We start from the raw sequence: 22,563 nt of genomic DNA, 5'->3' as shown, positions 1-22,563 counted from the left end.
AATTATAAGGTTTTGGCTTTTTCGAACGCTTCGTCGATTGAACCAACCATATAGAATGCCTGTTCGGGCAACGCATCACACTCACCTTCCACAATCATTCTGAAACCACGGATGGTTTCTGACAATGGAACATATTTACCAGGAGAACCGGTAAACACTTCAGCAACGTGGAAAGGCTGGGACAGGAAGCGCTGAATTTTACGGGCACGTGCAACGGCCTGTTTATCTTCAGGAGACAACTCGTCCATACCCAGAATGGCGATAATATCACGCAATTCTTTATAGCGTTGCAGTGTTTGCTGAACCGCACGGGCCACTTCGTAATGCTCGGTGCCAACCACTTGTGGATCCAGCTGACGGCTGGTTGAGTCCAGAGGGTCAACCGCAGGGTAAATACCCAGCGAGGCGATGTCACGAGACAACACAACGGTAGAGTCCAAGTGCTGGAAGGTAGTTGCCGGAGAAGGGTCGGTCAAGTCATCGGCAGGAACGTAAACGGCCTGAATAGATGTAATGGAACCGGTTTTGGTAGAGGTAATACGCTCTTGCAGAACACCCATCTCTTCGGCCAGTGTAGGCTGATAACCCACGGCTGAAGGCATACGACCCAGCAGCGCAGATACTTCGGTACCTGCCAGGGTATAACGATAGATGTTATCAACGAAGAACAGGATATCACGACCTTCGTCACGGAATTTCTCGGCCATTGTCAGACCGGTAAGTGCCACACGCAGACGGTTTCCTGGTGGTTCGTTCATCTGACCGAAAACCATGGCAACTTTGTCAAGAACGTTGGACTCATCCATTTCGTGGTAGAAGTCATTACCTTCACGGGTACGTTCACCCACACCGGCAAACACAGACAAACCAGCGTGCTGTTTGGCAATGTTGTTGATGAGTTCCATCATGTTAACGGTTTTACCAACACCGGCACCACCGAACAGACCCACTTTACCGCCTTTGGCAAATGGACAAACCAGGTCAATAACCTTAATACCTGTTTCCAGCAATTCTACTGATGGAGACAGTTCGTCGAATTTTGGTGCAGCCTGGTGAATCGCACGTTTTTCTTCGTGCTTGATGGGGCCAGCCTCATCGATTGGGCGACCCAATACGTCCATGATGCGACCCAGTGTACCCTCACCGACAGGTACTGAAATAGGGGCATTGGTTCTGTTGATTGCCATACCGCGACGAAGACCATCGCTTGATCCCAGCGCAATGGTACGGACAACGCCGTCACCCAGTTGCTGCTGAACTTCAAGAGTAAGCCCTTTCTCAGCGAAACCGCCTGCATCATCTGCTAGAACAAGCGCTTCGTAAATTTTTGGCATGTTGTCGCGTGGGAACTGTATATCCACGACGGCGCCGATGCACTGAACGATGGTACCGTTACTCATGTCGATTCCTTACTTAATAACGATTGAAAGAAACTGACAGCCTGCAAGCCTTAAGGCTTAAACGGCTGCAGCTCCCCCCACGATTTCTGAAATTTCTTTAGTAATTGCCGCCTGACGGGTTTTGTTATAAACCAGTTCCAGATCACCAATTACTGTTTTCGCATTATCTGATGCAGCTTTCATTGCCACCATTCGGGCAGACTGCTCAGACGCCATATTTTCTGCTACTGCCTGGTAGACTACGCTTTCTACATAGCGATGCAATAAGTCATCAATGACTGATTTTGCATCGGGTTCGAAAATGTAATCCCACTTATATGAAGCCTTGGGAAGCTGAGACTCTTCATCCAGAACAGTCTGGAAAGGATCAGCAAGACCATCGGGCAGAGGCAGCAAACGAATAAACGAAGGTTCCTGCTTCATGGTGTTGACGAACATATTCGTTGCAACATATAAAGCATCAATCGTGCCATCCATATAAGCATCAAACTGCACTTTCAGTGCACCGATCAGACGCTCCAGACTTGGGGTATCACCCAACTGCACTTCCTGAGAAACCAGGTTTGCACCAATTCGCGTTAAAAAGCCCAGGCCTTTATTGCCCAGGGCAGTTGCCTGAACCTTAATGCCCTGGGCATCAAATTCTTTAAAGCGTGACAAGACAAGACGCTGTATGTTGGTATTCAAGCCCCCACACAGACCTTTATCTGTACTTATCACCACAACGCCGACAGCCTTGAGGTCTTTACGCTCTTCCAGATAAGGATGAGAGTACTCAGGATGCGTCTGCATCATGTGCGTAGCAATTTCACGTACTTTAGTGGCATAGGGACGGCCAGTGCGCATTCTTTCCTGCGCTTTGCGCATTTTGGAAGCAGCAACCATTTCCATTGCTTTGGTGATCTTGCGAGTGTTTTGCACACTCTTGATCTGCGTACGGATTTCCTTAATTCCAGCCATAAGCCTTCCTGTTAGACGGTTTTGCAAAACAAGGGTGCAGGATCAAAATCTTGCACCCTACCTGGTCTTAGTAAGTACCGTTCTTCTTGAATGCGAGAACTGCTTCTTTCAAGGCAGCTTCGTCATCTTTAGAAAGCTCTTTGGTTTCTTCAATGCGATCAACCAAGGCACTGTGCTTGGCTTTCAATTCATCTTTGAGACCTTTCTCAAAAGACAGAATCTTTTCAACATCGATATCATCCAGGTGACCATTGTTTACCGCGAACAGTGATACCGCCAGTTCCCAGACCTTCAAAGGCTGGTATTGAGGCTGTTTCAGCAATTCAACAACACGTTTACCACGTTCAAGCTGACGGCGTGTGGCTTCATCAAGGTCAGAAGCAAACTGGGCAAAAGCGGCCAGCTCACGATACTGGGCCAGGTCGGTACGAATACCACCAGACAGTTTCTTGACAACCTTGGTTTGGGCAGCACCACCCACACGGGAAACAGAAATACCAGCGTTAATCGCAGGACGGATACCCGCGTTGAACAAGTCTGTTTCCAGGAAGATCTGACCGTCGGTAATGGAAATTACGTTAGTTGGAACGAAAGCGGAAACGTCACCGGCCTGTGTTTCAATAATTGGCAGTGCGGTAAGAGAACCTGTTTTGCCTTTTACAGCACCCTTCGTGAATTTTTCTACGTAATCGGCATTAACACGCGCTGCACGCTCAAGCAAGCGGGAGTGCAGGTAGAAAACGTCACCGGGGTAGGCTTCACGGCCTGGTGGGCGACGCAACAGCAAGGATACCTGACGGTATGCCCATGCCTGTTTGGTCAGGTCATCATAAACGATCAGGGCGTCTTCACCACGATCACGGAAATATTCACCCATGGTACATCCGGCATAAGGAGCCAGGTACTGCATGGCGGCAGAATCGGAAGCGGTTGCTGCGACAACGATGGTGTATTCCATGGCGCCGTGTTCTTCGAGCTTGCGAACCACGTTATTGATGGTGGATGCTTTTTGACCGATAGCGACATAAACGCAAGTAACGTTTTGGCCTTTCTGGTTAATGATGGCATCAATGGCAACCGCAGTTTTACCGGTTTGACGGTCACCAATGATCAGCTCGCGCTGACCACGACCAACCGGTACCATTGAGTCAATCGCTTTAACACCGGTTTGCAGTGGCTGTGAAACTGACTGGCGGGCAATAACGCCTGGTGCCACTTTTTCGATAATATCAGTTTCTTTGGCATTGATTGGACCTTTGCCATCGATAGGTTGACCTAATGTATTGACAACACGGCCACGCAATTCGGGACCAACGGGCACTTCAAGAATGCGGCCGGTTGTTTTCACAGGGTCACCTTCGGACACACCTGTATAATCACCTAAAATAACCGCACCAACTGAATCACGCTCGAGGTTGAGAGCGAGTCCAAAAACGTTGTTTGGAAATTCAAGCATTTCGCCTTGCATCACATCGGATAAACCGTGGACACGTGTAATACCGTCGGTTACGGAAACAACCGTACCTTGTGTGCGAACATCAGCAGAAGTGCCCAAGCCTTCGATACGGCTCTTAAGCAATTCGCTGATTTCTGACGGATTGAGTTGCATATTCAGACTCCTGAAATCCTGTTATTCTGGCGCTTATGCAGCGGCCAATGTATCGCGCAAGCGAGCCAATTGAGCTTGCACGGAAGTATCTAATACCTGATCGCCCACTGTGACTCGGACACCACCAATAAGTGATTTATCGACAGTGACAACCGGCTTCAGCTTGAAGCCAAATTTTTTCTCGAGACCAACAAGCAATTCCTGAATTTGCTCATCGCTTAATTCGAAAGCACTTGCGATTTCTGCACTGGCAGAACCCTCATGGCGATTTTTCAATTCTTTAAATTGCTCCGCGATCTCGGGCAATAGCATTAATCGATCGTTATCCACGAGCAGGTTGATGAAATTCCGCATTTCTTGTGACAACGGAGATTTAACCAATGCAGGGAACAACTGTTTACGTTGATCTTTGCTTAATCTTGGATCGGACATCGCTTTTAACACGTCCGGCACATTTGAAACCTGTGCCAACTCGCTAACAGCCGTTGACCATGCAGCCAAACCGCCCTGGTCTTTTTTGGCCGCAGCAAATAAAGCTTCTGCATATGGGCGGGCAATTGTTGATAATTCAGCCATGATAATCCCGGATTAAAGCTGTGCTTTAAGTTGATTCAACAACTCAGCATGTGTTTTTGCATTTACCTCACGCTGAAGAATCTTCTCTGCCCCTTTAACGGCCAGAGAAGCAACTTCTTCACGCAATCCCTGACGGGCGCGTCCCACTTCTAGCTCGGCGTCCTGTTTAGCCTGCGCAAGAATACGGGCACGTTCAGATTCTGCCTCGCCACGTGCGGCTTCAACAATAGAAGCAGCCTGTTTTTCTGCATCTGCCAGCCTGGCGTGATTTTCTGATTTCGCAGATGCTTCAATCAGACTGATTCGAGCCTGGGCCTGAGCCAAGTCTGCCTTGCCTTTATCGGCAGCAGCCAAACCATCAGCAATTTTCTGACGACGTTCGTCTATTGCCTTTGTAAGTGGCGGCCACACAAATCGCATTGTGAACCATGCCAATACAAAGAAAACGAGCGTCTGGAAAAAGAGCGTCGCGTTTAAATTCACGGTCGTTTCCCTTCTACTATGTTAAGGCTTTGCGATATTACAAAACCCGAAATTTATTGAACTCTGTCATATGCAGGCCTTACTTATAAACCATAAGGCCCGCATCTCCATCCAGTTCACACCCCATCAACAGATGGTATAGACGTTTACTGTATTAAGCGCCGAATGGGCTAGCAAACGCGAACAACATAGCAATACCAACACCGATCAGGAAGGCAGCATCGATAAGACCAGCCAACAAGAACATTTTTGTTTGCAATGCGTTCATCAATTCTGGTTGACGAGCAGATGCCTCAAGATATTTACCGCCCATGATAGCGATACCGATACACGCACCGATAGCACCCAAACCGATGATAAACGCGCAAGCAAGAGCAACGAAAGCTGCTGTGGTCATGACAACTCCTTGTGGTTATGAACCTAAAACAAATTTAAAGATGGAAAAAAACTACTAAAAACAACGCAAAAAGACCAGTTAAAAATTAAATGATGCAGTTTGCAAGAAAAAACATCCCGGAATTATGTGTAAAACCAGGACGTTAAATCTTAATGCCCCTCATGTGCCTGACCGATATAAACCAGTGTCAGCATCATGAAAATGAACGCCTGGAGCAAAATAATCATAATATGGAAAATTGCCCAGACGGAACCAGCCAGAACATGGCCGACGCCCAATCCAATGCTCATCACATTGAATCCTGTCCATGCACCGCCCAGCAGGGCGATTAGCATAAATACAAGTTCGCCGGCAAACATGTTACCAAACAACCGCATGGCCAGAGATACTGTTTTGGCAGCATACTCGATGACGTTTAATGCGAAGTTGGCGGGTGCCAGAATAATTGCACCAATACCACTTGAATGGAAAGGAGCGGTGAACAGATCTTTTATAAAACCACCGGGATTTTTGATTTTGAAGCCGTAATAAATAGACAGCAACAAAACACCCAGAGACATACCCATAGGTACGTTCAAGTCGGCAGTTGGAAGAATACGATGATAATACAGAGGACCAGGCGCACTGGCATCTCCGGCAAGACCAAGCCAGCCAAGCACCGAAGGGAGCATATCGACGGGGATCAAGTCAAGCACGTTCATGAGCGTGATCCACAAAAATATGGTTAACGCCAATGGGGCAACATATTTGCGCGACTCAGTATTGTGAATAATGCTTTTTGCTTGATCATTGACCATATCAACGATCATTTCCACACCACCCTGAAAACGCCCAGGCACACCGGATGTGGCATGACGTGCGGCTTTCCAGAGAAAACCGACTACCAGCAAACCCATTGCAACAGACCAGAAGATGGAGTCATAGTTGATAACACCAAAGTCTACAATGTTGGCCTGTCCTTCTCCGACGTTATTGAAATGGACAAGGTGATGCTGAACATAATATGACTGAGGCGAGACATCTGCAGGTGCAGCCATTTGATTCGTACTCCACGATTTGGCAGCCAGTTAGGCTGCAATTACATTCTTTCCCAATGATTGTTACTAGAGCTTTTTAAAAGCCAGTAACAATACATATCCCTTTAATACCGCAACCAGGCCAATTAGCAATGCTGGCCAGACCAGCATGGTTCCGGATAATTTCACTATTAACGCAAGCAAGGCCATGGTTCCTCCGAGTTTGAATGCTTCACCCCAGAAAAACGTAAGCACGCTTGCATTTGAACCGCTATAAAGCTTTATTAACATATGCAGCACAAAAAGCACTGTTGGCACCAGGTAAGCCATGCCGCCGGCCAATGCCGACACTGCCGCAGGAACGCCAGATGCCATCCAGCACACCACCACCACTACTGCCAGCAAACCAAACTGGGCCAGCACTATATTTACAAGATCTTTGGCAGAGCTTGCATTGAGCCTGGCTTTTTCAGCCCCATCCAGCTTAAGTACGGTGTCTTCAGAGCTACCCAAGTACGCGTACTTATTATGTGTTGTGGTCATAATAAGGTTTCGCAATATGTCAAGCCTTGAGAGTATAACTTATTTTTTACAGCTTAAGCAAACCTGAATGCATGTTTAATTACATATTTCTGAAGTTTGCCTGACGTTTTTCAATAAATGCGTTCATTCCCTCTTTTTGATCCTGGATTGCAAATGTTGCATGAAATACACGCCTTTCATATTGCAGGCCCTGTTCAAGGGTGGTTTCCTGTGCTGCATTCACACATTGCTTTGCCATCATGACTACAGGCGTTGATAGCGTGGCAATGCCCTGGGCCACCTTGACCACTTCCTCAAGGAAATTCTCAAGGGGCAGGACACGTGAAACCAGGCCCGCACTTTCCGCCTCTTTTGCGTCCATCATTCTACCAGTCAGGACCATATCCATGGCTTTTGATTTCCCGATAGCCCTCGTCAGTCGTTGTGTACCCCCCAACCCGGGAATGGTGCCCAGCTTGATTTCGGGCTGGCCGAATTTGGCGTTGTCAGCCGCAATAATGAAATCACACATCATGGCCAGTTCACAACCACCGCCCAGCGCATAACCGGAAACGGCAGCAATCACGGGCTTGCGAATGGCATTTTTGATGGTTTCCCATGGGCCACCAATATAGTTGCTTTTATACACGTCCATGTAAGACCAGTCTTTCATGGCTGAAATATCGGCACCTGCGGCAAAGGCTTTATCATTGCCGGTTAGCACAATGGCACCCACATCGTCATTATTTTCCAGTGCCAGCAATGCTTCGCCCAGCGCTTCCATGACTTCGTTACTAAGTGCGTTAAGTACTTTGGGACGGTTTAAGCTTAATACACCTACACCGCCATCAATTTTCGTCAATACCAATTGCTCTGACATACTACCCTCCTGTAAGTTGTCGATAATCTGTTTTTTCCTGAGGTATTGTAGCCAGTTTGTTATAGTTACTCTGTCTGAATATATACAAACACCAAAAATCCTGATGAACGAAATTATTTATACCATTACCCCCCAAGATCCAGCCGGCCACCGTTTTTTTGTAGAAATAGGTATTCCCGCCCCCAACCCCAAGGGCCAGAAGGTTTCCCTGCCATCCTGGATTCCCGGCAGTTACCTGATCAGGGATTTTTCCCGCAATATAGAAAGCATCGAGGCCCGCTGTGGCAACAAAAAACTGCGCATTGAAAAAACCGATAACAACAGCTGGCAAATAGAAGCCTGCCAGGGAACGTTGCATATTACCTACACTATTTACGCCTGGGACTTGTCGGTCCGCAGCGCTCACCTTGATGAAACGCATGGTTTTTTCAATGGCACCAGTGTTTTCCTGCAAGTTCATGACCAGGAAGACCAGCCTTGCCTGCTCAACATTAAAGCGCCTAAAAGCATTAAAACCTGGAAAGTTTATACCAGCCTGCCCGAAGCCAAAAAACACCCCGGCTGCGCCACACGCCACGGCTTTGGCATGTACCTGGCCCCCAACTATGATGCCTTAATAGACCACCCGGTTGAAATGGGCACACCACAAACCATCTCTTTCAAGGTTTGTGGCGCCACGCATGAAATGGTTTTTACCGGCCAGATCCCCAACCTGGACCTGGAACGCATTGCCGCAGACACCGCCCGCATCTGCGAATACCAAATCAAGTTTTTTGAACCCGACACGCATCAAGCCCCTTTCCTGGATTCATCTGACCGCTATGTATTCATGACCATGGTTACCGGCAAAGATTACGGTGGCCTCGAGCATCGTGCCTCTACCGCCTTAATGGCATCGCGCAACGACTTGCCCACCCTTGGCAACCCCGAACAAAGCGAACAATACCGTAATTTCCTGGGCCTGGTCAGTCATGAGTATTTCCATACCTGGCATGTAAAACGTATTAAGCCTAAAGCATTTGCACCCTATAACCTTTACACTGAAAACCACACCAGCCTGCTCTGGGTGTTTGAAGGCTTCACGTCTTATTATGATGACCTGACCCTGTTCAGGGCCGGCCTGCTCACGCAGGAACAATACCTGGCCCAGCTGGGCAAAACCATTGCCAATGTATCTACCCGGCCCGGACGCTTCAAGCAAAGCGTGGCGCAAAGTTCTTTTGATGCCTGGACCAAGTTTTACAAGCAGGATGAAAACGCTCCCAATGCCATCGTGAGCTACTACAGCAAAGGCGCACTGGTTGCCCTGGGCCTTGACCTGACGATCCGCAATGCCACCCAAAATGAAAAATCCCTGGATGACGTCATGAGGCTTTTGTGGCAACGCTATGGCCGCGATTTCTTCAGCCAACCCGCCAACGGCCTGAAAGAAAATGAACTGGCTTCAATCATCCAAGGCGCCACCGGGGTTGATGCCAGCGACTACATTGCCCGCTACGCCCATGGCACCGAAGATATCCCCTTGAAAGCACTGCTGGCCGGCCAGAACCTGACATTAAGCTGGAAAAGCAGCAGCAACACACCATCGCTGGACATTCTTGCCAAGGTGGCCGGCAATGCCTGCCAGATTGGCAGCGTGATTGAAAATGGCGCGGCCCACAAGGCCGGGTTAAGTGCCGGTGATACCCTGGTGGCCATTGATGGCATTAAAGTAGAGACGGATAATCTGGATACCCTGCTGAAACGTTATCAACCGGGGCAAAAAATCCTGGTACATGTATTCAGGCGTGATGAGCTAAGAAGCTTTACCCTGACCCTGAACCCGCCCGTGCTTAACGAGTGCGTGCTGGCGCCAATCCCGGCGTAATCACGCCTGCGCCAACCCGCATACCTGGCACTGCGGGTTTTTATGCACCTGCATCGCGTGCCATTGCATGGTGCGCGCATCAAACTGTAGCAAACGCCCGTCCAGGCCGGCGGGCATGCCAACCAGCAGCTTCAGGGCTTCGGCAGCCTGCATGCTGCCAATAATACCCACCAGCGGGGCAAACACCCCTAAGGTGGCGCAGTTGTCAGGGGCCAGGTTATCTGAAGGATCAAACAGGCAGGCATAACAGGTTGCATCATCATGACGCAGGTCATAAACAGCCACTTGTCCGTCAAAACGGATGGCCGCCCCCGACACCAGCGGTTTTTTCAGGGCCACACAAGCCCGGTTGATATGATGCCGGGTAATAAAGTTATCGGTGCAATCAAGCACCACATCGGCATCTTTGGCCAATTCCAGCAAGCCCGGCCCGTCAAGACGCCGGGCATGGCATTCGATAAGCGGCTCGGGATTCAGGTCATGCAAAGCCTGCCGGGCCGATTCCACCTTGGATTGGCCTATCCGCCCGGTGGTATGCAAAATTTGCCGCTGCAAATTGCTTAATTCCACCTGATCATCATCAACCAGCACCAGCTGGCCAACCCCCGCCGCCGCCAGATAAGCGGCCGCCGGAGAGCCCAGCCCTCCAACGCCCACCACCAACACCCGTGACGACATGATTTTCTGCTGGCCTTCAATGCCAATTTCATCCAGCATCAGATGCCGGGCATAACGCAATAACTGAGAATCATCCATTACTTGTTCTGCTTTTCACCGCTTTTATCGCCAACTGCACTACCATCATTGCTGTCTGACGGCTTGACCGCTTCCATTTCTTCTTTGCTCAGGCCTTTGGGCTTTTCTTTAGTAATAACCCCCTGATCCACCTTTTTACCGGTTAAATGGTTAACTGCCTGCTGCAACTGGAAATCTTTATCAGAGCCAAACTCAAACATTTCCTCGGGCTCTTTAAGCACTTTACTGCCCTTGTCCGCCTTAGCCTTGTCCTTTGAGCCTGCTTCAGAAACCTGCTCATTGTTCAAGTGATCACTTAAATCGGCCTCTCGGGGGAAACTGAACAGATCGCCGGTTTTTGTATCGGAAACAATAATATCCGGTTCAATACCGGTGGCCTGTATGGAACGCCCAAGCGGCGTGTAATAACGGGCGGTGGTTAATTTGATGCCGGTATTATCATCTAATGGCATGACCACCTGTACCGAACCCTTGCCAAAACTGCGGTTACCCATAATGGTGGCACGCTGGTAATCTTGCAGGGCACCCGCCACAATTTCAGAGGCCGAAGCAGAGCCTACATTAATAAGCACCACCATAGGAACCGTGCGGGTCCAGTCGGGCAGGTTTTTCAGGTAATCGGATTCATCGGGTGCATATTCTGAAGGCACCGCCAGATAACGCTGCATTTCCTGCTCTCGGGCCTTGGTTGAAACCACCAGTTTATTGGGCTCGATAAAAGCAGCGGAAACCCCAATGGCGGCATTAAGCAAACCACCCGGATCATTGCGCAAATCAAGTACCAGACCTTTCAGTGGCTTACCTTTACCCAAGTCGGTCAAGTGCTGGGCCAAATCGGCACCGGTACGCTCCTGAAACTGGGAAACACGCACATAAGCAATATCATCGGGCAAGCGTTTACTGCGTACGCTGCGAATCTGGATAATATCCCGGACAATTGTAAAATCCAGGGGCTCTGCCGAAGAAGATCTTTTAACCGTCAGGACAATTTCGCTACCCGGCTCACCACGCAACTGCTTGATAACGTCACTCAAGGGTTTGCCTTCGGTGCTTTCTCCATCGATTTTTATAATCAGGTCACCGGGCATGATGCCGGCCTTGGCCGCCGGCGTATCTTCAATGGGTGCAATAATTTTAACCAAGCCTTGCTCGGCACCAATTTCTATACCTAATCCACCAAACTCACCATCGGTAGATTCTTTCATTTCCTCGAATTCTTCCTCATCGAGAAAAGAAGAGTGTGGATCCAGGTCGCTAACCATGCCTTTAATGGCTGATTCAATGAGCTCCTGGCTTGAGACCGGTTCAACATAATTATTTTTAACGGCGGCAAAAACCCGCGCAAAACGCTGCAACTCTTCATAAGGAAGCTCATGCGATACCTTTTGCGCCCCTGCAGGCATGGCTGCCATCAACAGCAATCCTGCCGCAACCGTGTAACTGACTAATCGTTTTCTACTTGTCACAAGACACTCCTGCCCGCAATCGAATAAAGTTTCAGTGTATGTAAGTAATGGATGCCCTGGCAATATTATCTTGATAACCAGTTTAATGGATCTACCGGCGTGGAACCATTACGTATTTCAAAGTATAAGGCAGGATCTACCTGGCCGCCGGTTGCCCCTACACGGGCAATGGTTTGTCCGGCACGAACGCTGTCGCCCACACTTCCCGATACACTTTGATTATATCCATACACACTCATATAGTTATTGCCATGATCAATAATGACCAGATTACCAAATCCGCGTACCCAGGCTGAAAAAACCACCTGCCCACTGGCAACCGCCCGCACGGGTGTGCCTTCATTGGCGCTGATTAGTATACCCCGCCATACCCCACCGGTATCGGGCCGGGTAGTACCAAAACGCCCTTGCAAGGCACCCCGTACCGGCCAGGGTGCCCCTTTGGGCAAACCGTTCGCCCCCGAGCTGTCCTGGGCCGCAGCCCGACGCTCATCTTCCCGGGCCTTTTGCGCCAGCAAGGCGGCCTGTTCTTCTTTTTCTTTTTTAATCCTTGCCTTGGCCCGTTCAATTTCAGCATTTTCAGCCTGTTGCCGTGCCAGGGCAAGTTGCTGACGAGCCTGTTCAGTTTGTTGCAGGGCACTTTGCACCTGTTGCTGTGCCTGCTGACGCTGACGCCCATCTTGTGCCTGCACAACCTGCTGCTGCGCCTGGCTTAACGCCTGGGTTTGCTTTTCCTGGTTAACCACTGCGCTTTGCAATACCACATAAGCCAGCTCTGTTTGTGTTTCGGCCTGTTTGGCCACAATAGAGGCCCTTGCCGCCTGCTCCCGGGCCCGGGCCGCTTCCTCTTCTTTCTGGCGTAATACCGCCTGGCGTTTTTCCGCTTCGGCTTTTTGTTGAACAAGCCTTGCCTGCCGGGCTTCCTCCAGCTGCCTGGAGATGTTTTTCTGGATATCGCCAATCAGGCCATTAAGTCGTTTTTCATCTTGTGCCAGCTTGGTGGCCTGTGAACGCCTGCCTGCCAGGTCTTTTTCTATTTTCTTTAATACCGCAGCATGTTTTGTCTGCTCGGACTCAAGTTCTTTCTTGCCAACCTGAGTTTGCTCGGCCAACCGGTCAATGGTTTTCTGGCGATCCGCTGTTTTTTTCTTCAGTTCATCAAGGTGGGTGATTTCAGCCTCTAGTTGCTGGACCAGCTCAACCCGGGCTTTGGACACATAACCCAGATAAGTCAGGTCCCGGCCAATTTTCTGGGCATCTTCTCCGGACAGCAAAGCTGCCCAGGGTGACAGCCCGCTGGTATATTGCGTCCGCAATTGTACCGCCAGCTCTTCGCGGCGCAGCGCCATGATTTTTTGCTGCCTATCCTGCTGTTTGCGCAATTCACCCAATTCTTTTTTTGCTCGTTCGCCCTGTTCCTGCAAGTCATCAAGGCGTGCATTAATTTTGGAAATTTCCGATTCGGATTTTCGCAGTTCTTCAGTGACGTCTTTTTTATCCGATTCCTGCGCCTGGATTTTTTTGTGGATGTCTTCTATCCGGTTTTGCAGGTGGGCTTTCTGCTTTTCTGCCTCTTTTTGCTGTTCGCTTAATGCAGCGACAGGCTGGGCCATAATAAGCGGCCCGACACCTGACAGCGCAAACAGTAAAACACCCATCGCCCACCTGTTCACATTAGTCCTTTTGCGCTTTACCTTGGGCAGCCACCGCCGCCACCGCTGCGGCAATTGCCTCTTGGTCGCCCAGATAATAGTGACGGATGGGCTTGAGATTTTCGTCGAGCTCATAAACCAGCGGTTGTCCGGTTGGGATATTCAAATTAACGATATCGTCATCGGAAATGCTGTCAAGGTGTTTAATTAATGCACGCAAGCTGTTGCCGTGGGCGGCAATTAGCACATTTTTGCCGGCCTTGATGGCAGGCGCAATGGAATCATTCCATACCGGCAAGACACGGGTAACGGTATCTTGCAGGCATTCGGTGGCCGGCAACTGCTCGGCGGGAATACGCGCGTAGCGAGTCTCAAAACGGGGGTGACGCTTGTCGTCTATATCCAGGGGGTTGGGTGCAATAGCATAAGCACGACGCCATACCAGCACTTGTTCATCACCATACTTCGCAGCGGTTTCGGCTTTGTTAAGGCCCTGCAGGTTGCCATAATGACGTTCATTCAGGCGCCAGTTCAGGTGAATGGGTGTATGCATGGCATCCATCGCATCCAGGGCAATCCACAACGTGCGAATGGCCCGTTTCAACACAGACGCATAGGCCACATCAAACGTAAACCCTTCCTGTTTAAGCAGTTCACCGGCTTGCCACGCCTGCTGACGGCCACGATCGGTCAGGTCAACATCAGTCCAACCCGTAAAACGGTTTTCAAGATTCCACTGGCTTTCACCATGACGCATTAATACGATTTTGTACATATTATGAGCTCTTTTCCACTAAATTAAGAAATAAACAATTCAATATCCAAACAATTTTCCATTATTTTAGCGAAGTCTTATCTCTATTTGTCCAGCTATTTTATAATCTGACAATTAAGCTTGAAAAAAGCACACCTACAGGATCAGACGTGGATTTTCTTTTTTACCAAAATACCATTTATTTTTTAGCTTTTGCCCTGGTAGCAGGCATCATGCTGGCCATTCCCAATTTGCGTAAAGGCGGCTTTGGCAGCCAGGGGGTCAGTTCGCTAAGCACCAAGGAAGCCGTGCAAATGGCCAATAAATCAGCCGCCATTTTCATTGACATCCGTTCTGCGGAAGAATACAAAAACGGTTCCATTCCCCAGGCCCGTAATATTCCCATCGACGAACTCGAAGAGAAAACGGCTTCGCTGTCAAAAAGCAAACCAATCATCCTGGTCTGCAATATGGGGCGCATCGCGCAAAAAGCAGCCACCACCCTGAAAAAACTCAATTTCGAAGAGGTGCATGTCCTTTCGGGCGGTATTTCCGCCTGGAACCAGGACGGCCTGCCCCTTAAAAAGCATACCGCTGCTGCCCCTCGCAAACATAACCGTTAACTATTTACACCGCAAAAATACCATGAAAAAAGTCACTATGTTCTCCAAGGCAACCTGCCCCTATTGCATCCGTGCCCAAAAACTGCTCACCGAGCGTGGCGTAACAAATCTGGAAATAATCAGCATCGACACCAACCGCGAACTACGGGCTGTTATGATTGAGCGCACCGGACGCACCACTGTCCCCCAAATCTTTATCGGGGAAAAACACGTTGGTGGTTGTGATGACCTGATGGCGCTTGACCGCGCCGGTGAATTGACTGCGCTGTTGGCCGACTAAGCCATCAGCGCAATTTAACGTTTAACCTTCTTACCTAGGAAACTAGCATGGCCCAAGAGCAACAAGCAGAAAACACCAATCCCGCATTCAATTTGCAACGCGTCTACCTGAAAGACCTGTCCCTCGAAATGCCCAACTCACCCCAGATTTTCCTTGAGCAGGAAACGCCCGAGGTGGAAATTTCGCTAAGCGTAGGCGGTCAACGTCTGGCCGAAACCATTTTTGAAGCCAGCGTACGCGCAACCGTCACCACTAAAATCGGTGACAAGGTCCTGTATCTGGTTGAAGGCACACAGGCTGGTATTTTTGAAATTGCCAATGTCCCTGAAGAACAGTTTGATCCGCTTCTGGGCATTGTTTGCCCAACCATGTTGTTCCCTTACCTGCGTGCCAATATTGCCGATGCCATCAACCGTACCTCATTGCCACCCTTGCATCTGGCAGAAGTAAACTTCCAGGCCCTGTATGAACAGCGCGCCCAGGAAGCACAACAGCAGGCACAGCAAAACAGTGCCTCCCCTGAAGACTCAGGTATCATTCTGCCTCCTGGCACAACCCGTCAGTAAGCAGGTTCGCATGTCACTTCCCGGCACTTCGCTTCATGTACTGGTTATAGGTGCGGGTAGCTGGGGAACCGCATTGGCTGCCTCGGCAGCCAATAATACCCCCACCTTGCTGCTGGCCCGTGATGAAGCCGTTTCTTTGGATATCAACACCCGGCACCGCAACCCCAAATACCTGGGCGACCTTCCCTTGCCCCACCGCTTGCAAAGCACCACCTGTCTTGAACAGGCCCTTGCCCATTTGCAAGGCAGCGCCCAACCGCAAAGGTTAATCATACTTGGCGTGCCTGTCATGGCCATGCGCAGCACCTGCGAGACCTGGCTGCCACTGCTGCAAGCATCCAACCTGGCCAATACTCCTGTTGTCTGGACCTGCAAGGGTTTTGAACAAAACAGCGGGCAATTGCCACACGAAATCGTGTATTCTGTTTTTGGCAATCAAATACCCAATACCGGTGTTTTATCGGGGCCTTCCTTTGCCAAAGAAGTCACCCGTAACCTGCCTGTAGCCCTTACCGTTGCCAGCCATAACGAGATAACCGTACAAAACACCACGGCCGCCCTGCATGCCAATAACACACGCATCTATGCCAGCAACGATGTTATTGGCGTGGAAGTAGGCGGCGCACTTAAAAACGTCATGGCCATTGCCTGCGGCATTTCAGACGGTCTTGAACTGGGCGCCAATGCCCGTGCCGCGCTAATTACCCGCGGCCTGGCTGAAATTACCCGCCTGGGTATTGCCCTGGGCGGGCAAGCCGCCACCTTTTCAGGCCTTACCGGTCTGGGTGACCTGGTATTAACCGCCACGGGCGATCTGTCCCGCAACCGCCAGGTTGGCCTTGCCCTGGGACAAGGACAATCACTGGACAGCATTCTGGCCGCAGGCATGACTGCCGAAGGCGTACGCTGCGCCCGTGACGCCCTGAACCGCGCCACGGCCCTGAATATCGACATGCCCATTACCAAAGCGGTTTGCGATGTCCTGTTCAATGCGATACCTCCCCTGCAGGCGGTTTCCAGGCTGCTGGCGCGCGAAGCCAAAGCCGAGTGGCCGGCTGAGTAAGCCAGCGATTCTCAGGCATCAGCCCCTTCAAAGCATCTGATCGGCGGGAATACTTAACTGAATCACGGTTCCACTTGAATCACTTTGGGTCACTTGCAGTGGCCATTGCAAACGCTCGGACATCAAGGTCACGATATACAGCCCCAGGCCATTCAGGGAAGAACTGCCCGGCATCACTTCCATTTCCTTACTCAGGATGGCTTTTTGCCCGGCGCTAAACCCGGTACCCCTATCCTTTATCTGGATCAGGCCTTTGCCCAGCGTAATATCAATTTCCTTTTGCGTATGTTGCAAGGCATTCTGGATCAGGTTGCGCAACAGCATTTTAACCAGGACAGAATCGGTCCTGAGCATGCTTTTGTCTATGACTGTTAAGCGCACCCTGGTCTGAACCCTGAATAAATTATTCAGGTCATCCAGGACTTCTTCCACCAACGCAGTCAGGGAAATCACTTCTGTAACGGGAGAAACATCAGACTGGTTGCGCGACAGCTTGAGCAAAACCTCTACATTACTTCTCATCTCGGTACAGGCATTGCGCATACGGGCTACCGTTGCCAAATCATTAGGCTTGAGTTGCCCGCGCATTTCCAGGATATCCAGGGCCCCGGACATCACGGCAACCGGCGTGCGCAACTCATGGCTGGCCAGGCTTAACAGCGACTGTTCCCTTCGCACATAAGATTCAAGTTCGCCCAGAAAACGGTTAAAGGTTACGGCAATGGAATGCAATTCACTATCGGTGTAATTAACCGGAATACGTGGCATTTGTGAACCTACCGGCACTTCGCTGATTTGCTCTGACAGTTGCTGCAAAGGATCAACAATCCGCCGGCTGCTTAAGGTAGCCATCCACAGTCCCAGGCCAATAATCACCAAGGTCATGACACCCAGCGCGATACTGAAAAGGAATTCGCGATCTTCAAAATGGGTAATATCCTTGGCGATATACACGACCCCTTTGGGTAAAACGGCAATATTGACCAGATACGTATTCTTACCCTGCTTGATCTCATCAGAGAAGCCCAACGGCAAACCCTTAAAAACCTCGGGCATTTGCGCCGGAGTTGCCAGCCCCTGGGGCACAAACACCAGCTGCTGGTTAAATCCCTCCCAAACAAACAGTTCGGAATCGTCGCGATTTTGAAGAATAAAATCCAGTTCCTGTTCAAATTCAACCTGCAGCATGGTTCGCTCAAGGTCTTCATTAACTTCCAGCACCATCACCACCATCACCGCAATACATGCCATACTCACCAGCAATATGGCACGGTGAATGCGTCGTGAAATGGATTTCATTGCCCTGCCTGTGCCGGTGGGGTTAGTCGATAACCGCGCCCATGCATGGTCTTGATCATGGAAAACCCAAAGGTATCCTGCAATAATTTACGCAATGTATACACATGCGTGCGCAAGGTGTTCATATCCACCTCTTTTTCTCCCCAGATTCGTTCTTGCAACTGTTCATAAGACAGAAAACCCGGATAAGCTTTAATCAGCGCTTCAAAAATACGTGCCATGGTGCCACTTAACTCAAGGGAACCGTTATGATCCACCTGCACCGTGAGTTTGCCCGGATCGAAACGGATGCCGGGCACTTCTATGCCCGTGGTTTTGCCCATGCCCTCTTTGCGACGGTACAGGGCATTGACCCGAAGCTGCAGCTCGCGAAGGTCAAACGGTTTGACCAGATAGTCATCGGCACCCGCCCGAAACCCCTCTTCCTTATCTTTGAGCTGGTCTTTGGCGGTCATCATGATAACCGGTGTCGTGCATTGGATATCGTGCCTGATCCGGTGGCAAATTTCAAACCCCGACAAGCCGGGCAGCATCACGTCCAGCACGATGACATCATATTCACGGGTGGCAATCAGGTGCAGTGCCGTTAAACCGTCCGGGGCGAAATCCAGTACATAATGCGTATTATCAAAATACTCGAACAAGTTCTCGGCAAGCCCGACATGGTCCTCTACAACCAACATGCGAATGGGCTTTGTAGATATATTCATGCAATTTCAGAAAAATAAAAAAATTAGTTTGCCATTATGGACAGGACCACTGGTGCAAGGCCTGGACGGGTTTCATACAAAATATAACGCTTGTTTTCGTAACGCTTTTGTACCGGTACACTTAGCTCATGGAAAACCTCAGCCAGATGTTTTTTGGGTATCGCCAGCAACAAAGGCAATGTACTGTTATCCAGTTTGGCAGAAACCTCATTAATCTTCAACAACTCTGCTGCTCCGCCCGAATAAAACCGGGCCGAAAACGGACGCTCGTCAACATAATAAACAAGTGAATGGGCCTGCGCCTGCTGCGATGCAAAATGAATCAGACCCTTTTCCGTTTTAAAGTGATTAGGACTGACATAGGCAAACAGACTGAGCAAAACCAGCACCAGCGGCACAACCGCAGCCATCCAGCGGGTATTTACGGCACACCGCCACTGGCTACCTTCCACCCACTTGCGCCAGCCAAACGCCAGCAATAGGCTGAACGCCCCAAGGCAAGGCAAAAGATAGGTCCAGAGAATATTGCCCGAAAAGGTGAAAAACAAAGGGGTAAATAAAGCCCAGGCCAACAAATACGATATATTGGCAGAAATGACAGCCTGCCTGATCGTGTTACACCCGCCTTTTTTCAACAGGGTGAGCAGCAGCAGGCCTATCCCAAACAAACCCCATGGAAAAGTAGCCTGTAACCAATACCACCAGATAGTGCCATGCGTTTTTTCATGAGCAGTACCATACAAATCCCCCTGCCATCCCGGGTCTGCAAAACGCAGGAAATGTTCACCCACTATAAAATAATCCAGAAACCCCGGGGTCTTGATTTCTGCCATCACGTACCACGGCAGGCTAAGTAACGCTGTTAACAGCAAACCCCGCGTCCAGGGCAAGGCCCTGACATAAACCATCCGGCCTCTGTCTGGCAACAGCCATAACAGCAGCGGGCCGACAACCAGAACCAGGGCCAAAGGCCCTTTGGCCAACAAGCCAATAGCCAGGCCCACAAAAAAGCCATAACGCCAGAACAGGGTCGGGAATTGCCGGGCCATCATGAAAGCAGTCATGCTAAAGGTCGTACCCAGCACCAGAAACGGATCGGTCAGCACCGCACCCGACGTGATATACACCAGGGCACAGGAACTGTAAATAATCGCCGTCCACTGGGCCAGCCGCTTGTCAAAAAAAGCCCGGGTAAAGGCAAGCAGAAGCCCCACCGTGGCCACCATGCTTAGCCATGACGGGAAGCGCACCGCAAACTCATTAACACCCAGGAGCCTGAAAGACACGGCCTGTGCCCAGAACGACAGCGGCGGCTTGCCCCAGAAGGGCTTGCCCGGTTCAAACCAGGGGGTAATCCAGTCACCGTTTTGTGCCATCAAACGGGCAATTTCGGCATAGCGGGGTTCAGACGTATCAGACAGCGGCATTAAGGCCATACTTATCAGGGGCAAGCACAATAAAACGCCCACCACCCACCATAAATCAATCCTGCGAGTCATTTTATTTTCCTTTTACAACCATCCACTCGCGAACCGCTTCTTCTTGCCGGTTCACTGCTGACTGATTCATCGCATTGGCATTATCCACCACCGTTTCCCAGGCCTGCCCTTGATTTTTCCGCAGGACGTCCCGGATCAGATAAACCGGACGTTGCTTGGCTTCAAAGTAAGTTTTTCCCACATACTCGCCCAACAACCCAATGGAAATTAACTGGACGCCACCCAAAAAAGTAATCATGGATATTAACGAGGGATAGCCTTGAACCGGCTCGCCCAGCACCATGGTTTTGGCCACAATCCACAGGGCAAATAAAATACCCGCCAACGCAGTCAAAATACCGGCAACCATCGTCAGGCGTAAAGGCGCCACTGAAAAAGAGGTAATTCCCTCAAAAGCCAGCTTCATCAGACCGGGATAATCCCACTTGCTGGTCCCCGCCGCACGGGGCATGCGGTCATAGTCAATTACCTTGGTAGGCATGCCAATCCAGGCAAACAGCCCCTTCATGTAACGATTGCGTTCGCCCAGCTGGCTCATGGCATTAACCGCCTTGCGGCTCAGCAAACGGAAATCACCGGTATCCTCAGGAATCTCAACCTCACTGATACGGTTCAGCAAACGATAAAAACCATGGGCGGAAAATTTCTTGAACCAGCTTTCACCCGCCCGTGAGCGACGTTTCATGCTAACCACATCAGCCCCCTCACGCCATGCCTGCAGCATTTGCGGAATCAACACCGGCGGATCCTGCAAATCGGCATCCATAATAATAATGGCCTGCCCCCCGGCGTATGCCAAACCGGCGGTCAAGGCAGCTTCCTTGCCAAAATTGCGGCTTAGGCGAACCAGCTTCAAGTGCTCATCCCAAGTGGCGCGTTCGGCCAGGAAATGCCCCGATCCATCGCGACTGCCATCATCCACCATCACCAGCTCATAACTAATCTGCAGCGGCTCCAGAATAGTGGCCAGCTGGGGGAACAGTAACGGCAACATCTGCCGCTCGTTATAAACAGGAATCACGATGGATAAGGTCAGGCCTTTTTCAGCCTGAAACAAGGATGTCCCGTTTTCTTGCATTGCATTCATTGACAGCACCTGCTTTCATATTTTGAACATGACAGGCGCAAGAATACGTCTTGCCGCAACAAGGAAACATCAATCAAAAATCAAGCAAATATCAAAAAAACACGTTGGTAAACGTATTTTAGGTTTGAACTTTTATATCTCGTTCTGTTATGTCCGGTTCAACTTATGTCCGGCTCAATGTTGTGATTTTCTTCCACCAATGGAGCTCAGGGAAATATGCGTCTCGCCGGCTGCCGTTTTGTGCACGGCACTTTTCCAGGCATGGCCATAAGCCACTTCAAGGCTTAAGTGCAGTTTGCCATCGGGTTGACGCTGCTGCTCAAGGGCATCACACAGGCGCTGGTACCACTGGCGACCAACCAGCCCGTTATGGCGGCCAATGGTTGGATTTCCACCAAGGGCCGCCACATCTGCCAGCAGTTTTTGCGGGCTTTGGTAGGTCAGCGTAATCACTTCCTGGTCCATAACCGGATCCACAAAACCGTGCTCCAGCAAGATATCGCCAAAATCATGCATATCAACAAAAGACACGGTTTTAGTCTGGATACCGGCGGTTTCAATGGCCTGACGCAACTGGATGAACGTGCCGGGACCCAAACAGGAAAACATGCAAATGCCACCAACCTGTATCACCCGCCGCCATTCGGCAATGACCTTATGCGGTTCGGGGTGCCAATGCAGGGCCATATTGGACCAGACCAGGCCGGCTGACTCCGCCGCCAGCGGCATGGCAGCCAAATCAGCCCGATGGAATTCATCCTGGCTTTTGCGGCCCAGTTTTGAGATCCATGCCTGCATGCCCTTGGGCATATATGTTTTTTTACAGTGCTCGATAAATGCAGGGCAACTGTCCACCCCAAGCAGGCGGGCTTTCGGGAACCGTTCACTAAGCGCTTCAAGCGAATGCCCCGGACCACAGCCAGCATCAACCACCGTTTCAGGATTAAGGCGGATATAACTTAAGCGCCCAATCATGCGGCGGCTGATTTCATCATAAAAAAAACGGGAATCTTCCAATAAACCACGACGGGAAAATTGCTGGATAACGTGTGCCGAATTGATAGGCAAAACCTGGGGGGAATAAATAGCCTGGGACAT

General features: G+C 50.2%; 23 protein-coding genes. 5 read left to right on the top strand and 18 right to left on the bottom strand.

Going from position 1 to position 22,563, the window contains the following annotated elements:
• Window positions 1-2 precede the first annotated feature (2 nt).
• The 9 genes from atpD to JHL22_RS05825 all read right to left on the bottom strand — a co-directional run bounded on the left by atpD (window position 3) and on the right by JHL22_RS05825 (window position 7,843).
• Complete coding sequence (gene atpD, locus JHL22_RS05865; protein ID WP_200234941.1) at window positions 3-1,400, bottom strand: F0F1 ATP synthase subunit beta; 1,398 nt, start codon at window positions 1,398-1,400, stop codon at window positions 3-5.
• Between the two features lie 57 nt (window positions 1,401-1,457).
• Window positions 1,458-2,360, bottom strand: coding sequence for a F0F1 ATP synthase subunit gamma (gene atpG, locus JHL22_RS05860; protein ID WP_200234939.1), 903 nt, complete (start codon window positions 2,358-2,360; stop codon window positions 1,458-1,460).
• 67 nt (window positions 2,361-2,427) lie between these two features.
• Window positions 2,428-3,969 (bottom strand): F0F1 ATP synthase subunit alpha, encoded by a 1,542-nt coding sequence (gene atpA, locus JHL22_RS05855; protein WP_200234937.1) that lies wholly within the window; start codon window positions 3,967-3,969, stop codon window positions 2,428-2,430.
• A gap of 33 nt (window positions 3,970-4,002) precedes the next feature.
• Entirely contained in the window at window positions 4,003-4,545 is a 543-nt protein-coding gene (locus JHL22_RS05850) for a F0F1 ATP synthase subunit delta (protein ID WP_200234935.1), read from the bottom strand.
• Between the two features lie 12 nt (window positions 4,546-4,557).
• A complete protein-coding gene (locus tag JHL22_RS05845; RefSeq protein WP_200234933.1) occupies window positions 4,558-5,028 on the bottom strand; it encodes a F0F1 ATP synthase subunit B in 471 nt (156 codons plus the stop codon).
• Window positions 5,029-5,182: 154 nt separating this feature from the next.
• Window positions 5,183-5,425: a F0F1 ATP synthase subunit C gene (gene atpE, locus JHL22_RS05840; protein WP_169293495.1), complete on the bottom strand. Its 243-nt coding sequence runs from the start codon at window positions 5,423-5,425 to the stop codon at window positions 5,183-5,185.
• A 149-nt stretch (window positions 5,426-5,574) separates the two neighbouring features.
• On the bottom strand, window positions 5,575-6,462 hold the full coding sequence (gene atpB / locus JHL22_RS05835; protein ID WP_200234931.1) for a F0F1 ATP synthase subunit A: 888 nt from the start codon (window positions 6,460-6,462) through the stop codon (window positions 5,575-5,577).
• 66 nt (window positions 6,463-6,528) lie between these two features.
• A complete protein-coding gene (locus JHL22_RS05830; protein ID WP_200234929.1) occupies window positions 6,529-6,984 on the bottom strand; it encodes an ATP synthase subunit I in 456 nt (151 codons plus the stop codon).
• Window positions 6,985-7,063: 79 nt separating this feature from the next.
• A complete protein-coding gene (locus JHL22_RS05825; protein ID WP_200234927.1) occupies window positions 7,064-7,843 on the bottom strand; it encodes an enoyl-CoA hydratase in 780 nt (259 codons plus the stop codon).
• A gap of 97 nt (window positions 7,844-7,940) precedes the next feature.
• On the opposite strand from JHL22_RS05825, the gene JHL22_RS05820 reads away from it, so the two are divergent.
• Window positions 7,941-9,710, top strand: coding sequence for a M61 family metallopeptidase (locus tag JHL22_RS05820; protein ID WP_200235238.1), 1,770 nt, complete (start codon window positions 7,941-7,943; stop codon window positions 9,708-9,710).
• On the opposite strand, the gene JHL22_RS05815 is transcribed toward JHL22_RS05820, so the two are convergent.
• The 4 genes from JHL22_RS05815 to gpmA form a co-directional block, all read right to left on the bottom strand.
• Window positions 9,711-10,466, bottom strand: coding sequence for a HesA/MoeB/ThiF family protein (locus JHL22_RS05815; protein ID WP_200234925.1), 756 nt, complete (start codon window positions 10,464-10,466; stop codon window positions 9,711-9,713). It abuts the gene before it with no gap.
• Window positions 10,466-11,878, bottom strand: coding sequence for a S41 family peptidase (locus JHL22_RS05810; protein WP_329610644.1), 1,413 nt, complete (start codon window positions 11,876-11,878; stop codon window positions 10,466-10,468). The genes JHL22_RS05815 and JHL22_RS05810 overlap by 1 nt, the downstream gene beginning before the upstream one ends.
• A gap of 119 nt (window positions 11,879-11,997) precedes the next feature.
• Window positions 11,998-13,590, bottom strand: a complete 1,593-nt coding sequence (locus JHL22_RS05805) for a murein hydrolase activator EnvC family protein (RefSeq protein ID WP_200234922.1) — start codon at window positions 13,588-13,590, stop codon at window positions 11,998-12,000.
• 16 nt (window positions 13,591-13,606) lie between these two features.
• Complete coding sequence (gene gpmA, locus JHL22_RS05800; RefSeq protein ID WP_200234920.1) at window positions 13,607-14,359, bottom strand: 2,3-diphosphoglycerate-dependent phosphoglycerate mutase; 753 nt, start codon at window positions 14,357-14,359, stop codon at window positions 13,607-13,609.
• A 149-nt stretch (window positions 14,360-14,508) separates the two neighbouring features.
• On the opposite strand from gpmA, the gene JHL22_RS05795 reads away from it, so the two are divergent.
• From JHL22_RS05795 to JHL22_RS05780, 4 genes are read left to right on the top strand one after another with little or no spacing between them, the layout of a single operon-like run.
• Complete coding sequence (locus JHL22_RS05795; protein WP_200234918.1) at window positions 14,509-14,961, top strand: rhodanese-like domain-containing protein; 453 nt, start codon at window positions 14,509-14,511, stop codon at window positions 14,959-14,961.
• 22 nt (window positions 14,962-14,983) lie between these two features.
• Window positions 14,984-15,241 (top strand): glutaredoxin 3, encoded by a 258-nt coding sequence (grxC, locus tag JHL22_RS05790; protein ID WP_200234916.1) that lies wholly within the window; start codon window positions 14,984-14,986, stop codon window positions 15,239-15,241.
• A 47-nt stretch (window positions 15,242-15,288) separates the two neighbouring features.
• Window positions 15,289-15,807: a protein-export chaperone SecB gene (gene secB, locus JHL22_RS05785; protein WP_200234914.1), complete on the top strand. Its 519-nt coding sequence runs from the start codon at window positions 15,289-15,291 to the stop codon at window positions 15,805-15,807.
• 10 nt (window positions 15,808-15,817) lie between these two features.
• Entirely contained in the window at window positions 15,818-16,870 is a 1,053-nt protein-coding gene (locus tag JHL22_RS05780) for an NAD(P)H-dependent glycerol-3-phosphate dehydrogenase (protein WP_200234912.1), read from the top strand.
• Window positions 16,871-16,897: 27 nt separating this feature from the next.
• Here JHL22_RS05780 and JHL22_RS05775 read toward each other — a convergent pair whose 3' ends face one another.
• From JHL22_RS05775 to JHL22_RS05755, 5 genes are all read right to left on the bottom strand, one after another.
• A complete protein-coding gene (locus JHL22_RS05775; protein WP_234041143.1) occupies window positions 16,898-18,169 on the bottom strand; it encodes a sensor histidine kinase in 1,272 nt (423 codons plus the stop codon).
• Window positions 18,166-18,879, bottom strand: coding sequence for a response regulator transcription factor (locus JHL22_RS05770; protein ID WP_200234910.1), 714 nt, complete (start codon window positions 18,877-18,879; stop codon window positions 18,166-18,168). The genes JHL22_RS05775 and JHL22_RS05770 overlap by 4 nt, the downstream gene beginning before the upstream one ends.
• 23 nt (window positions 18,880-18,902) lie before the next feature.
• Window positions 18,903-20,378 carry an ArnT family glycosyltransferase gene (locus JHL22_RS05765; protein WP_200234908.1) on the bottom strand — a complete coding sequence of 492 codons (1,476 nt, stop codon included), beginning with the start codon at window positions 20,376-20,378 and terminating at the stop codon, window positions 18,903-18,905.
• Between the two features lies 1 nt (window position 20,379).
• Complete coding sequence (locus JHL22_RS05760; RefSeq protein WP_200234905.1) at window positions 20,380-21,465, bottom strand: glycosyltransferase family 2 protein; 1,086 nt, start codon at window positions 21,463-21,465, stop codon at window positions 20,380-20,382.
• Window positions 21,466-21,639: 174 nt separating this feature from the next.
• A complete protein-coding gene (locus JHL22_RS05755; protein WP_200234903.1) occupies window positions 21,640-22,563 on the bottom strand; it encodes a methyltransferase domain-containing protein in 924 nt (307 codons plus the stop codon).

Origin of the sequence: Advenella mandrilli (assembly GCF_016595155.1) — a bacterium.
GTDB lineage: Bacteria > Pseudomonadota > Gammaproteobacteria > Burkholderiales > Burkholderiaceae_B > Advenella > Advenella mandrilli.
This window is presented reverse-complemented; position numbering and strand designations above follow the sequence as displayed.